This window comes from Burkholderia sp. SIMBA_051 (genome assembly GCF_046534915.1).
Taxonomy (GTDB): Bacteria; Pseudomonadota; Gammaproteobacteria; order Burkholderiales; family Burkholderiaceae; genus Burkholderia; species Burkholderia ambifaria.
The window spans coordinates 188,445-202,252 of the sequence record NZ_JAWRXS010000009.1 but is presented as its reverse complement, the minus strand read 5'-3'; the positions used below and the strand labels follow the sequence as shown (position 1 = coordinate 202,252).

Below are 13,808 nucleotides of genomic sequence, written 5' to 3'. Positions count from 1 at the left end.
GGCGCGGCGGCGCGCTTCCCGTCAGCGCGCGGCGATCGCCGGTTCGCGCTTGTCCAGTTCCTTCTTCGCGGCCAGCGGCAGGCGGGCATCGTCCCATTGCGCGAGCCATTCGATTTCCTTCGCGGTGAACACCTGTCCGTAGTTGCGCAGCGCGTACTGCAGCGCGTCTACGACGTGGTGGCGAATGATTTCGGGGGTACGTGCATCGTCCAGCACGAACCGGAGAGCTTCCAGGGTCGACATACGCGTGCTCCGGGCTAGGGGAAAACCCTTTATCGCACGCCAATAGTCGTGCGCCAACCGGGAAAAAAATACGGCCGCAACCGGCCGGGCCCGGGCACGCACCACATTGCGACTGCGCGATGTCAATTGCGATTGGTTACGTTTGATAGAGAACAGAAAGCCCCGCTTCATGCGACCGCCGCACGACGCGCCGATATTTGGCGCGCTTGTCGGCAAGTCATGCGGTTCAACGTCAATCGATGAGGTGGGGTGATGATTTCCAGGTTCGCTAAACAACGAAACATGGCGGTGATGGTGGCGGGCGCGCTGGCGTTCGCAAGCGTGGGCGCCTACGCGGCGCAGCAGGACGGCAACGGCCAAGGCGAGAGCGCCGGCCACGCGCGCCGGGTCGTGAAGCACGTGCTGCTGATCAGCGTCGACGGCCTGCACGAGCAGGATCTCGCGCGCTGCGTCGGCGCGAATACGTGCCCGAACATCGCGGTGCTCGCGCAAAGCGGCGTCACGTACACGAACGCATATACGCCGGGCCTGTCGGACTCGTTCCCGGGCCTCGCGGCGCTCGTGACGGGCGGCTCGCCGAAGACGGCCGGCCTGTTCTACGACGTGTCGTACGACCGCAACCTGTACGCACCGGGCGACACGACCTGCTCGGGCAAGCAGGGCTGGAACGTCGTGTTCGACGAGACGACCGGCATCGACGCATTCAACGGTGGCGCGCTCGTGCATCTCGACGGCGGCGGCGCGTTCAACCCGCAGGCGATCCCGAATGCGAAGGTCGACGGCAAGTGCGTGCCGGTGTATCCGCACAACTACGTGAAGACCAACACGGTGTTCGAAGCCGTGAAGGCCGGCGTGCCGAATGCGTACACCGCGTGGGCCGACAAGCACGCGTGGGGCTACGACTGGGTGAACGGCCCGTCGGGCAAGGGCGTCGACGACCTGATGCGCACCGAGATCAACTCGATCGATCCGGCGACGCAAACGGCCTATACGGACGTCTATTCGCATACCGCGCAATTCGACAACCTGCACGTGCAGGCGCTGATCAACCAGATCAACGGCCGTGACTCGACGGGCACCAAGAGCGCGCCGGTGCCGACGCTGTTCGGCGCCGACTTCCAGACGCTGAGCGTCGCGCAGAAGGCGCCGGTGACGAAGGGCGGTGGCTACCTCGATGCGAACTTCACGCCGAACGGGCAGGTCGCGAACGCCATCACGTACGTCGACAACTCGATTGGCCATGTCGTCGCGGCGCTGAAGCAGGCCAACCTGTATTCGTCGACGGCGGTGATCGTCACGGCGAAGCACGGCCAGTCGCCGACCGATCACACGAAGCTCGTGAAGAACGGCGACACGCTGACGAAGCTGCTCGAAGCGAACAACTACATCGACCCGAACGGCAACTTCGGCCAGAACAACACGACGACGGGCAACCCGAACGACGGTTCGGGCCTGGTCGGCACGGGCCTGGTGCAGACCGACGACGTCGGCCTGATCTGGCTGCGCGATCGCAGCCAGCGCACGGCCGTGGTGCAGACGCTGAAGGCGAACCTCGGCTGCAACGCGCCGGGGATCTGTGCCGACGGCGCTCAGGCGACCATCCTGTACGGCGCGGCGCTGGCCGACCGGTTCGGCGATCCGGCCAACGGCCGTACGCCGGACATCATCGTCCAGCCGAATCCGGGCGTGATCTACACGTCGAGCACGAAGAAGGACGAGGAGCACGGCGGCAACGCGCCGGACGACAGCCACCTCGGGCTGCTCGTGTCGTATCCGGGCCTCCATCGCGCGCGCACGGTGAGCGATCTGGTCGGCACGAAGCAGGTCGCGCCGACGATCCTCGGGCTGCTCGGTGCTGAGCCGCGTTTGCTGAATGCAGTCGTGGCGGAGAACACGCACGTGTTGCCGGGGCTGGGTATCGGGCGTTGATGCGGCATGCCGAAGGCCGCCGGCAGGCGGCGTCCGGCGCTACACCGATCGCCCGCTGCGTCGGCAGGCGAGTGCCGCTTCGGACTTGAAATGGGAGGCGCGGCCCGTCATATTGTCTGCGCCTGAACTTTCAACGACGCCCCCGGAGGATTCCCGATGCGCCTTTTGCTTGCCCTGCTGTTGCCGTGGTTCCAGTTCTTCACGATCGGCCGCCCGATCGCCGGGATCATCTGTCTGCTGCTGCAGATCACGATCATCGGCTGGCTGCCCGCCGCGATCTGGTCGGTGTATGCGTTGAGCCAGTACAAGACCGACCGCAAGATCGAAGCGGCGTTGGGCGGGCGGCGGTAGGCGGGAGGAGGGCCGCGGTGCCGCATGCCGGGCGGACGCGGCGAAATCGGACGGGTCGGCAAATCGGCAAATCGGCCGACGAAATGAAAACGGCCGCCTCGATCGTCGTTCGATCGAAGCGGCCGGCCGGCTTACTTCACCGCAAACAGGGTCAGGTTCATGAAGATCTTGAACGCATAGCCGAGCGTGACGGCGCCGATCACGCCGCCCGCCCACAGAACGACGAACCACATCCAGCCGCGCATCCGCGGCCGCGGCGCGTCGGGCTGCCGCGCGGCGGAATGAGCGGCGGAATGAGCGGCGGAATGAGCGGCGGAATCAGTGGTGGTAGTAATGCTGGTCTTCATGGCGCACCTTGCCTCGGAATACCCAATAACCCATCGTCGTGTAGGCGATGATGATCGGGAGGATAACCGCTGCGCCGACCAGCGTGAAGGTCTGGCTCGAACGCGGCGCCGCCGCTTCCCAGATCGTCATCGTCTGCGGAATCGCATATGGGAACATCGTGACGAGCAGGCCGACATAGCCGAGCAGCACGAGCGCCAGCGCGAGCATGAACGGCGTCATGTCGTGCCGCGCGCGCACCGCGCGACGCATCCACACCGCGCACCCGGCGACCAGGAACGGCACCGGCAGCAGGCGCCAGAACAGCCCCGAATCGAACCAGCGCTGCGCGATGGCCGGATCCTGCAGCGGCGTCCACAGGCTGATAACGGCGATGAAGCCGAGCAGCACGACGGTCAGCGGCCACACGACGCGATGCAGGCGCCGTTGCAGATCGCCCTCCGTTTTCGCGACGAGCCAGCAGCAGCCGAGCAGCGCGTACGTGACGATCAGGCCGAGACCCGTCAGCAGGCTGAACGGCGTGAGCCAGTCGAATGCGTCGCCCGCGAACACGCCGTCCTTCACGTTGATACCCTGCAGGAACGCGCCGAGCGCGATCCCCTGGAACAGCGTCGCGCCGGCCGAGCCGCCGATGAACGCGAGATCCCACAGCTGCTTCGTGCGCCGCGCCTTCGCGCGGATCTCGAACGACACGCCGCGGAAGATCAGGCACACCAGCATGAAGATCAGCGGCAGGTACAGCGCCGACAGCACCGTCGAATAGACGATCGGAAACACCGCGAACAGCCCGGCGCCGCCGAGCACGAGCCACGTCTCGTTGCCGTCCCACACGGGCGCGACGGTGTTCATCATCAGGTCGCGTTCCTTCTCGTCCGGAAAGAACGGGAAGACGATGCCGATGCCGAGGTCGAAGCCGTCGAGCACGACGTACATGAAGAGCCCCAACGCGATGATCGCGGCCCAGATTACGGTGACGTCCATAGGTTTTCTCGTTTGCGAAAGGGGTGGGCTCAGACGGTCTCGATCAGCTCGTCGACAGCCGACATCGGGCGGCGCGCGGTGTGATCGAGGCGCGTGTCGGGCCTGTCGTGATCCGCGTCGTGCGGGGCATCGGGCAGCGCGGGGCCGGCCTTCATCAGCTTCAGCATGTAGTACACGCCGGTGCCGAACACGAGGAAGTACACGATCACGAACGTCATCATCGACAGGCTGACCTGCTGCACCGACAGCGGCGAGACGGCCTTCGCGGTGCGCATCACGCCATACACGACCCACGGCTGGCGGCCTGCTTCGGTCGTCACCCAGCCCGCGAGCAGCGACACGAAACCGGTCGGGCCCATCACGAGCGCGAAGCGCTGGAACCACTTCGATTCATACAGGGTGCCGCGGCGGCGCAGCAGCCACGCGAGCGCGGCGAGGCCGATCATCGCGAAGCCGAGGCCGACCATGATCCGGAAGCTCCAGAACACGACCGTCGAATTCGGGCGGTCTTCAGGCGGGAAATCCTTCAACCCGCGGATCTCGCCGTCCCAGCTGTGCGTGAGGATCAGGCTGCCGAGGTGCGGCACTTTCACCGCGTAGCGGGTCGTTTCGGCCTTCATGTCCGGAATGCCGAACAGGTTGAGCGCGGTGCCGCCCTTTTCGGTCTCCCACAGCCCTTCGATCGCGGCGATCTTCGCGGGCTGGTGCTTCAGCGTGTTGATGCCGTGCTGATCGCCGATCACGGCCTGCAGCGGCGCGAGCACCAGCAGCAGCCACAGCGCCATCGAGAACATCTTCTTCACGCCCTTGTCGCGGCGGCCCTTCAGCAGGTGCCATGCGCCCGTCGCGGCGACGACCAATGCGGCGACGATGAACGCGGCGATCGCCATGTGGAACAGGCGGTACGGGAACGACGGGTTGAAGATGATCGCGAACCAGTCGGTCGGCACGACGCGGCCGTCGACGATCTCGAAGCCCTGCGGCGTCTGCATCCAGCTGTTCGACGCGAGGATCCAGAACGTCGAGATCAGCGTGCCGATCGCGACCATCAGCGTCGCGCCGAAGTGTGCGCGCGGGCTCACGCGATTCCAGCCGAACAGCATGATGCCGAGGAAGCCGGCTTCGAGGAAGAACGCGGTCATCACCTCGTACATCAGCAGCGGGCCGGTGACGGCGCCGGCGAAGCTCGAGAAGCCCGACCAGTTGGTGCCGAACTGATAGCTCATGACGACGCCGGAGACGACGCCCATCCCGAACGCGACCGCGAAGATCTTCGACCAGAACAGGCAGAGTGTCTTGTAGTACTGCTTGCCGGTCCTGAGCCAGCGATACTCGAGCACGGCGATGAAGCTGGCGAGGCCGATGCTCAGCGCCGGGAAGACGATGTGAAAGGAGACGGTGAACGCGAATTGCAGGCGGGCCAGATCGAGGGCCGAAAGAGCGGAGTCCATACCAGTTGACCGAGGCTGACGATACCCGCCGGCGGGTGCCGGCGGACCCCGGCCGAACCGGCGTCGGGGTTGGCTGGAGTATGGATCGCGATGTTGCGCCGCGAAATGCGCCAACTCGTCGCAGATGTCCAGCCCGCCGCGCGCGAATCCGGCATAAATCGTTGATTCGTATCAAGAAGGTCGTTCGCACTGCGGGCGGCCGCGGCGTGGCGGTCTGCCGCACGTGCGTCAATATGGCGCGTCGCATCATCGGAACGACTGCGTGCATGCGGGATCGCGGTGCGCTTGCCGTCGGCAGCCGCTGGGTGAATTGCGTACACTCTGAGTCTCGTTTCGGCAGGGCCGGGCGCATCGGTTCCGGTCCGCGTTCACTCAGGGCACGACAATGATCGATTTACGCAGCGATACCGTGACACGTCCGAGCCAGGCGATGCTGGCCGCGATGACTGCCGCCGAAGTGGGCGACGACGTATGGGGCGACGACCCGACCGTGCTCCGCCTGCAGGCGGTCACGGCCGAGCGGGCCGGCAAGGAAGCCGGCCTGTTCTTCCCGAGCGGCACGCAGAGCAATCTTGCCGCGCTGATGGCCCATTGCGAACGCGGCGACGAATACATCGTCGGCCAGCTCGCCCACACCTACAAGTACGAAGGCGGCGGCGCGGCCGTGCTCGGCAGCATCCAGCCGCAGCCGATCGAGAACGCGCCGGACGGCACGCTGCCGCTCGCGAAGATCGCCGCGGCGATCAAGCCGCTCGACAACCACTTCGCCCGCACGCGCCTGCTCGCGCTCGAAAACACGATCGGCGGCCTCGTGTTGCCGGAAGGCTATGTCCGGGAAGCCGTCGCGTTCGCGCGCAGCCGCGGGCTGGCCGCGCACCTCGACGGTGCGCGCGTGTGCAATGCCGCCGTCGCATCGGGTCGTCCGATCGCGGAACTGTGCGCACCGTTCGATACCGTGTCGATCTGCTTCTCGAAAGGGCTCGGCGCGCCGGTCGGCTCGGTGCTGGTCGGCAGTCGCGCGCTGATCGAGCGCGCGCAGCGCTGGCGCAAGGTGCTGGGTGGCGGGATGCGGCAGTCGGGCATCCTCGCGGCGGCCTGCCTGTATGCGCTCGAGCACAACGTCGAACGGCTGGCCGACGATCACGCGAACGCCGCGCATCTCGCGGCGGGGCTCGCGCGCATCGAGCAAGTGAAGGTGCTGTCGCACGCGACGAATATGGTGTTCGCGCAATTTCCGGAAGCCGATTGCGCGCCGCTCGAGGCGTGGCTCAAGGCGCGCGGGATCCTCACGCAGATGCTGTACGCGTCGCGCTTCGTCACGCACTGCGACGTGTCGCGCGCGGACATCGACACCTTCATCGACGCGGTCGGCGCGTATTTCGCGCAGCGTCGCGCGTAAAGTGGAATGCGCCGGCCGGCGGGGAGCGCCGGCGCGATGTGGCGCGAAGCAGGGGAATGACGTTGCAAGCTGTCCGTCGAATGTGTCGTGCCGGCGGATTACGCTTGCCGGGGCGCATCGACGGGCGGCGTGCCGTCGCGGAACAGCGCTTTCAACTGCGTGCGCAGTTCGGGGCTGTCGGCGTGCTGGTGCACCGAGACCGCATGTTGGACGGCGGCCTCCAGCAGTTCGTTGTCGGAGTCGGCGGAAATCGCGACCGAGCAGTTCATCGCGCTGGGAAAGTCGCGGCAATCGATATAGCGGCGGGACATGATGTTCTCCTCACGGGAAAGCGAGCGGCCGGATTGGCCTGATCGGCCGCGCGGCGCGTTCGCGAGGCCGATGGAAAAAGTATAGGCGGCGCGGCGGGGTTCCTCGCCGCCGTGTATACCGCACCAGGTGCCGCGCCGACGCTGTCGCTTACCGGCTCGTCACGGCAGCGGCGCGAGCAGCCGGCGCGCCGCTTCGACCACCCGTGCGGACAGCGACGCCATCGTCGGCGACTGCACCGCCCACGCATGCCAGTACAGCGTGACGTCGGTCGGATGCATGGGTGCAAGATCGACGAGCCCCTGTGCATCGAGCGGTGCGCCGCCGAGCAGCGGCTCCGGCACCATCGCGTAGCCGAGCCCGTGCCGCACCGCCGCGAAATGCGCGTGCGTGCCCGGCACGTAATGGCACGGATACGCGCCTTCGGGCAACCCGAACTTCTCCTTCAGGAACGCGGACTGCAGCGTGTCGCGCCGCGAATACGCGACGACCGGCGCATCGCGCGCGCTCGTGCGGTTCAGGCCGCGCGGAAACCACCGCCCCGCGAACGCGGCGAGTGCGAGCAGCCGGTAGCGCATCGTGCCGAGCGGCGTCGCGACGCAGCCGCGCATCGGCTTCGGCTCGGTCGTCACGCAGCCGACGGCCATCCCGCTTTCGAGCAGCGCGAACGTGTGGTCCTGGTCCTCGACGATCAGCTCGAACAGGATGCGCTCGCCCGCGAGCACCGAAGTCAGCGCGGGGAGGAACCACGTGCCGAGGCTGTCGGAGTTCAGCGCGATCGTGACGGAGATCGGCGATTCGCGCTCGGTCGCGAGCGTGCTTTGCAGGTCGGCCTGCAGCAGCGCGACGCGGCGCAGGTGCTGTAGCACGCGTTGCCCGGCCACCGTGGGGCGGCACGGCCGCGTGCGCAGCACGAGCGGCGTGCCGAGGCTCGCCTCCAGCGCGCGGACCCGCTGCGTGACGGCGGATGCGGTCACGTGCAGGCGCACGGCGGCCTGCTCGAAGCTGCCGGTGTCGGCGACGGCCAGCAGCGCGGCGGCTTGCTTTGGATCGATCGTCAGAGACATGTACTGGGTTGCATGAGACAGATTGTGCTGCATAAATTGATAAAGCCTTAGGGGCTATGGTGCCACGGGGGACCAAACTGTCACCGATTCGGCAGTTGTGACGGCTGTTTCCGACGAAGGTCTTCACAACGACAATCCCCAACGCAAGCGGATGGTGTAACGCCCACGCAATCTGAAGCCGCAGCAGCAGCGAGAATACAAGCAGCTTTTCCTGATGATAAGCTTGTCTTAATTCAGAAAGGGGCGTCGCCTGCGCAGGTGAATCAAATACTTAATAAGGCTTTTGGAAAATGAAGAGAATTCATTTTTTCGCGTCGAAGCGCGATGTGCTGCGGGTAACGGATTTTGTTGAGGAGAAGCAGAAAGTTAAATATATATTGACTCTTCATCATACACATCAAAAAGAAGAGGCGCCTATATACGAGTCTGCTAGAGACATTGATAATATTGGCATCGCCACCGCGTCGCAAACTGCACGGTGTCAAAATTTTCTTGTAGCCGATCGAGCGGCTAATGTGTTGCCGATCCGTGCATTGATGGGTGAGGAAACATCTGGTGGCGCAGAGTGGCATACCTTTTACCGGTCTGGCAATTGTGCTGAATGTGTCGAGTTCAATGCAGGTGGATTTTGGTCGGATGGTGCATTGATTAATGGTCTTGTTCAAACGTGGTCGGACGATCCTGCCGCGCAACGGTTGATGCGACAGTTTTCGACTGCCATGAAGAAGATCTTTAAAGAAAAAATTGGAATTTACTGGGTTGGTCCTGAGGCATATGACTTCCTGAAAAATGGTGGGAGATTAACTCATAATGTTATCGCCGGTCCGGAGTTCAATTTGAAGCTGCCGGAATAGAACGTGCCAGGACTCAACAATGCATACAGAAATTCTGTGGCGCGCTCTATTAATAGCATGTGCCGGAAATGCTTGTTCGGTATGGGCAGCCGGCATTGTTCCGGACGGCGGCTCGGTGGCAGTTGGCTGCACAAGTTCGTGATGAACGACGCGCAGGGCAATTTCACGCTCAACGGCGGGGTGTCGCAGGGGCTGCCGTGGTTTGGTGCAAATCACGATCCCCACGGCATCACGCGGGATGAGGCGCATAGCCAGTTCACGAAGGTGGATGCAACCGCCGCCTTCACGTTGCCGTTGCCGAAGATCGGTCGTGCGCTGCTTGCGTACCGGGGCGTGCTCGGCGGGCAATATACGAACATGGCGCTATTCGGATCGGAGCAGCTGTATCTCGGAGGCATGGACACGGTACGCGGCTTCCGATCCGGCGAGATCGCCGGCGATCGGGGGTTCTACTCGCGCAACGAACTCGCCTGGGTGAACGCGCCGGCCTGGAAGGACGGTCGAATCGAACCGTACGTCTTCGTCGATGCAGGCAAGGCAAGCCTCGTGGCGATACCGGGTTTCCCGACGCTCGCTGGTGCTGGCGGGGGGCTGCGTGTGCAATGGCAGTGGCACAAGCAGTCCCTGTCCGGTGAACTGCTGGTCGGCCGTGCGTTGGTGCAACCAGCCGCGCTTGGTAGCAAGGCGAAGCTGGTGCTCGGAACGTTGAACTGGTTTTACTAGGCGAGTTTGGTCTGTGTCCGATCCCTTCTTCGGGCGGACACTTCGCGCAGCGGCTTTGACTGCTGCGCTCTCTTCTTCAAGCAGGAGCGGCAGGCATGCAAATGACATTCAATCGAATCTTGATCGCGACGGCGATCGCTTGGCAAATGGCGCTGCCTGTACAGGCTCAAGCCCAATCCGCGTCGCTGCCGGCCGGTAGTGTCGCGACGGTCAACGGTACGCCGATCACTGACGCTGAAGTCAATGCGGTGCTTCAGGCTTCAAAGCAGCCAGATACGCCGCAAATCCGGCAGGCGATCAAAAACCAGCTGATCGCGCGCGTGTTGATTCAGCAGGCGGCCGAGAAGGCGAAGTACGGCGGCAAGCCCGAGGTGCAGGCAGCAATGCAGGTGGCGAAGGCCAACGCCGAGGCGCAGCTGTATCTGAAGGACAACATCAAACCGGCCCCGGTGACGGATGCACAAGTGAAGGCGCGCTACGACGAGATCGTCGGGTCGCTCGGCAAGGAAGAGGTGAAACCCCGCATCATTGTTGTGAAGGATGCGGCGACCGCGGCCACCGTGCTCGCGCAATTGAAAGCCGGGCAGACGTTCGAGGCACTGGCTCGTCAGTACAGTCAGGCCCCGACCGCCGGGGCGGGCGGGGAACTGCCGTGGGTCAGCTTCAAGATGCCGTTGGTGGAAGGCAACACACAGGGTCTGCCGCTTCCGGTCGCGCAGGCCATGACGAAACTGCCGGCCGGTGGTGTGACGGCTGATTCCATTCCGGTCGGTAACGGAGCGCGTGCAATCGTCAAGATCGATGCCAAGCGGCCGACGCAGGTGCCGGCCTATGACACTGCGCAGTCGACGATCCGCCAGCAATTGCAGGCGCTCGCGTTTGAGAAGGCGACGGCTGAACTGGTGGGGGGACTGTTGAAGGACGCGAAGATTCAGCAGCAGTAAGGGCGGCCGCAGCAGTGCGGCAAATCTGCTATCGCCTGCGGTGAGCGCTCAGTTAAATAAAGGTTCGCGCTTCTCCCTCTATGCGCTGTTCCGCCTGGCGCACGCGACCATCAGCGACCTTTTGGAAACGCAATAAAACTCAGCAAAAGCTAGGTAGCCGGCGTCTGGCCAGCGCGAGACTAACTATTAAAAATCAAATAGCACATGTCTTTGTCTATGATCGATGGTCATCGCCGTGTCGGCGTGATTCCTCTGAACGTAAGACGAGAACACGCGGTAGTGTAACGGGGCGTGCGCAACCTCAGGGCGCGGCGAATCGTCCTGCCGCACCGCATTCGTTGTCGGAATCGGTTGCCGCGCATGGAGCGCAAGCGGCGTGCGCATTTTGACCTACGCTATATGGACGCGCGAAATCCGGCATGTGCCATGCCGGGCTTTCGCGCGCGGACGATCGTGCGCCGCGCGGATGCCGCGGCGCGGGCGTTGTGACGATTCCCATTTGACGGAGGACGAACATGTCGATTCGACTAGGCGAGGACGCGCCCGATTTCACCGCGGAGACCACCGAGGGCACGATCCGTTTTCATGAGTGGATCGGCGATCACTGGGCGATCCTGTTTTCCCATCCGAAGGATTTCACGCCGGTATGCACGACCGAACTCGGCTACATGGCCAGGCTCAAGCCGGAATTCGACAAGCGCGACACGAAGATCATCGGGCTGTCGATCGATCCCGTCAGCGACCACCGGAAGTGGGTGGCGGACATCGCGGAAACGCAGGGTCATGCGGTCAACTATCCGCTGATCGGCGACGACGAACTGAAGGTCGCGAAGCTGTACGACATGATCCATCCGAGCGCGAGCGGTGGCCCGCGCACCGCGGTCGACAACGCGACCGTGCGCTCGGTGTTCATCATCGGGCCGGACAAGAAGGTCAAGGCAATGCTCGTCTATCCGATGAGCGCCGGCCGCAACTTCGACGAGGTCCTGCGCCTGCTCGACGCGCTGCAGCTCAACGCACGACATACGGTGGCGACGCCGGTCAACTGGAAGCCGGGTGACGATGTCATCATTCCGACCTCGGTGTCGGACGATGCGGCTAAGCAAAAATATCCGCAGGGCTTTCGGACGCTGAAGCCGTACCTGCGGTTCGTACCGCAGCCGCACTGACGGCTCGGCACGCATGCAACGGGGCGCCCCGCACGCCCGCGCGCCAGCGACGCGCGGTGCGCGGGCCGAACAACAATAGGCATGAGTACGCGACGGAGCAACTTCCCAATGATCTTCCGGCAACTTTTCGACCCGCAATCGTCGACCTACACGTATCTGCTCGCCGATCCCGCGTCGCGCGAAGCGCTGCTGATCGATCCCGTGTTCGAGCAGGTGCGCCGCGATGCGGCGCTGCTCGACGAACTCGGGCTGCGGCTCGTCGCGACCGTCGACACCCACGTGCACGCCGATCACGTGACGGGCGCATGGCTGCTGAAGCAGCGCACCGGCAGCACGATCGCGATTTCTGCCGCGAGCGGCGCGCAGGGCGCCGACCGCTACCTGAACGACGGCGACCGCTGCGCATTCGGCACGCGCTACCTGACCGTGCGCGCGACGCCGGGCCATACGAGCGGCTGCATCAGCCTCGTGCTCGACGACGAATCGATGGCGTTCACCGGCGACTGCCTGCTGATTCGCGGCACCGGCCGCACCGATTTCCAGCAAGGCGACCCGCGCGCGCTGTATCGCGCGGTGCACGGCCGGCTCTTCACGCTGCCGGCCGCCTGCCTGCTGTATCCCGCGCACGACTATCGCGGGCTGACGGTGACGAGCGTCGGCGAGGAGCGGCGCTTCAATCCGCGCCTCGGCGGCGATCTCAGCGAAGACGATTTCGCCGGCTACATGCGCAACCTCGGGCTCGCCCATCCGCGCCAGATCGACGTCGCGGTGCCCGCGAACCTGCAGTGCGGCGTCGCCGCGAACGCGCCCGACGCGCTGGCGGCGGCCGACTGGGCGCCGCTCGTCTATACGTTTGCCGGTTTCTGGGAAATCGATCCGCAGTGGCTCGAGGATCACCTGCCGGCGGTGCAGGTCGTCGACGTGCGCGAGCCCGACGAATTCACCGGCCCGCTCGGCCACCTGCCCGGCGCGACACCGATCCCGCTCGGCGAACTGGCCGCGCGCACCGGCGAGCTCGCGCGCGACCGGCCGATCGTGACCGTGTGCCGCGCCGGCGGCCGCTCCGCGCAGGCGACGGTGATTCTGCTGAAGGCCGGGTTCGACGCCGTCGCGAACCTCGGCGGCGGGATGCTGCGCTGGCGGGGCGAAGGCCGCGTCGTGATGGACGGCCGGTCGTAGCGGCGCGAAGCCGCACAACAAAAAAATATTCGGATCGTGTCGAATCGGCGTGGCGCCGTTCGTCGTCCAGTTATCCGATCACATGGCGCCGCATCACGCGGCGCCGACACCCTGAGAGACCCCGCGATGACACCGACGCTTTACGCCCATCCGTTTTCGTCTTACTGCCAGAAGGTGCTGACCGCGCTGTACGAGAACGGCACGCCGTTCGACTATCGCGTGCTCGCGCACGACGATCCGAAGCCGATGCAGGAACTGGCTGCGCTGTGGCCGCTGAAGCGGTTTCCCGTGCTCGTGGACGCGGGCCGCCCCGTGATCGAGGCGACGATCATCATCGAGTACCTCGACCTCTACCATCCGGGCCCCGCGCGGCTGGTGCCCGACGACCGGCGCGCGGCGCTGGAAGTGCGGACGATGGATCGTTTCTTCGACAACTACGTATCGACGCCGCAGCAGAAGGTCGTGCACGATGCGCTGCGGCCGGAGCACGAGCGCGATGCGCGGGGTGTCGCTGATGCGCGCGCGATGCTCGACACGTCGTATGCGTGGCTGGATCGAACGATGGCCGATCGCGAATGGGCGGCCGGCGACCGCTTCAGCCTCGCCGACTGCGGCGCGGCGCCGTTCCTGTTCTACGCGGACTGGACGCACCGGATCGATCCGTCATTCGCGAACGTGATCGCGTATCGCAAGCGGCTGCTGGCGCGGCCGTCGTTCGCGCGTGCGGTCGACGAAGCGCGGCCGTACCGCGCGTTCTTCCCGCTCGGCGCACCCGATCGCGACTGACGTTCGCGGCGGCGATCGCCGCGGCGAAGGCGACGCGGGCGGCGGCATGCGCACGACGCGATGCCGCCGCGCAGGGCC

At 65.0% G+C, this 13,808-nt stretch carries 15 protein-coding genes; 9 read left to right on the top strand and 6 right to left on the bottom strand.

Annotation, left to right across the window (positions count from 1 at the left end; translation table 11 throughout):
- Positions 1–21: 21 nt before the first annotated feature.
- Complete coding sequence (locus SB771_RS22960; RefSeq protein WP_011659770.1) at positions 22–243, bottom strand: hypothetical protein; 222 nt, start codon at positions 241–243, stop codon at positions 22–24.
- A 252-nt stretch (positions 244–495) separates the two neighbouring features.
- On the opposite strand from SB771_RS22960, the gene SB771_RS22955 reads away from it, so the two are divergent.
- Positions 496–2,172 (top strand): alkaline phosphatase family protein, encoded by a 1,677-nt coding sequence (locus SB771_RS22955; RefSeq protein WP_175660011.1) that lies wholly within the window; start codon positions 496–498, stop codon positions 2,170–2,172.
- A gap of 156 nt (positions 2,173–2,328) precedes the next feature.
- Complete coding sequence (locus SB771_RS22950; RefSeq protein ID WP_011659768.1) at positions 2,329–2,523, top strand: YqaE/Pmp3 family membrane protein; 195 nt, start codon at positions 2,329–2,331, stop codon at positions 2,521–2,523.
- 131 nt (positions 2,524–2,654) lie between these two features.
- Here the strand turns inward: SB771_RS22950 and SB771_RS22945 are convergent, their stop codons facing one another.
- From SB771_RS22945 to SB771_RS22935, 3 genes are read right to left on the bottom strand one after another with little or no spacing between them, the layout of a single operon-like run.
- Positions 2,655–2,870 carry a hypothetical protein gene (locus SB771_RS22945; protein WP_175660012.1) on the bottom strand — a complete coding sequence of 72 codons (216 nt, stop codon included), beginning with the start codon at positions 2,868–2,870 and terminating at the stop codon, positions 2,655–2,657.
- A complete protein-coding gene (cydB, locus tag SB771_RS22940; protein ID WP_105830580.1) occupies positions 2,842–3,849 on the bottom strand; it encodes a cytochrome d ubiquinol oxidase subunit II in 1,008 nt (335 codons plus the stop codon). The genes SB771_RS22945 and cydB overlap by 29 nt, the downstream gene beginning before the upstream one ends.
- Before the next feature lie 29 nt (positions 3,850–3,878).
- Positions 3,879–5,300: a cytochrome ubiquinol oxidase subunit I gene (locus tag SB771_RS22935; protein ID WP_011659764.1), complete on the bottom strand. Its 1,422-nt coding sequence runs from the start codon at positions 5,298–5,300 to the stop codon at positions 3,879–3,881.
- A 385-nt stretch (positions 5,301–5,685) separates the two neighbouring features.
- On the opposite strand from SB771_RS22935, the gene ltaE reads away from it, so the two are divergent.
- The gene (gene ltaE / locus SB771_RS22930) at positions 5,686–6,699 is read left to right on the top strand and encodes a low-specificity L-threonine aldolase (protein ID WP_175660013.1); all 1,014 of its coding nucleotides are present in this window, start codon (positions 5,686–5,688) and stop codon (positions 6,697–6,699) included.
- 98 nt (positions 6,700–6,797) lie between these two features.
- Here the strand turns inward: ltaE and SB771_RS22925 are convergent, their stop codons facing one another.
- Positions 6,798–7,010: a DUF1059 domain-containing protein gene (locus SB771_RS22925; protein WP_006750651.1), complete on the bottom strand. Its 213-nt coding sequence runs from the start codon at positions 7,008–7,010 to the stop codon at positions 6,798–6,800.
- Positions 7,011–7,169: 159 nt separating this feature from the next.
- Positions 7,170–8,075: an HTH-type transcriptional regulator ArgP gene (locus tag SB771_RS22920; RefSeq protein WP_175660014.1), complete on the bottom strand. Its 906-nt coding sequence runs from the start codon at positions 8,073–8,075 to the stop codon at positions 7,170–7,172.
- Between the two features lie 290 nt (positions 8,076–8,365).
- Between SB771_RS22920 and SB771_RS22915 the strand changes: the two genes are divergently transcribed.
- The 6 genes from SB771_RS22915 (at position 8,366) to SB771_RS22890 (ending at position 13,730) form a co-directional block, all read left to right on the top strand.
- A complete protein-coding gene (locus SB771_RS22915; RefSeq protein WP_175660015.1) occupies positions 8,366–8,929 on the top strand; it encodes a hypothetical protein in 564 nt (187 codons plus the stop codon).
- A gap of 57 nt (positions 8,930–8,986) precedes the next feature.
- Complete coding sequence (locus tag SB771_RS22910; RefSeq protein ID WP_341770722.1) at positions 8,987–9,652, top strand: ShlB/FhaC/HecB family hemolysin secretion/activation protein; 666 nt, start codon at positions 8,987–8,989, stop codon at positions 9,650–9,652.
- A 95-nt stretch (positions 9,653–9,747) separates the two neighbouring features.
- Positions 9,748–10,596, top strand: coding sequence for a peptidyl-prolyl cis-trans isomerase (locus SB771_RS22905; RefSeq protein ID WP_175660016.1), 849 nt, complete (start codon positions 9,748–9,750; stop codon positions 10,594–10,596).
- Positions 10,597–11,111: 515 nt separating this feature from the next.
- Positions 11,112–11,765, top strand: coding sequence for a peroxiredoxin (locus SB771_RS22900; RefSeq protein ID WP_175660017.1), 654 nt, complete (start codon positions 11,112–11,114; stop codon positions 11,763–11,765).
- Positions 11,766–11,873: 108 nt separating this feature from the next.
- Positions 11,874–12,944, top strand: coding sequence for an MBL fold metallo-hydrolase (locus tag SB771_RS22895; RefSeq protein WP_175660156.1), 1,071 nt, complete (start codon positions 11,874–11,876; stop codon positions 12,942–12,944).
- A gap of 126 nt (positions 12,945–13,070) precedes the next feature.
- A complete protein-coding gene (locus SB771_RS22890; protein WP_175660018.1) occupies positions 13,071–13,730 on the top strand; it encodes a glutathione S-transferase family protein in 660 nt (219 codons plus the stop codon).
- Positions 13,731–13,808: the final 78 nt, after the last annotated feature.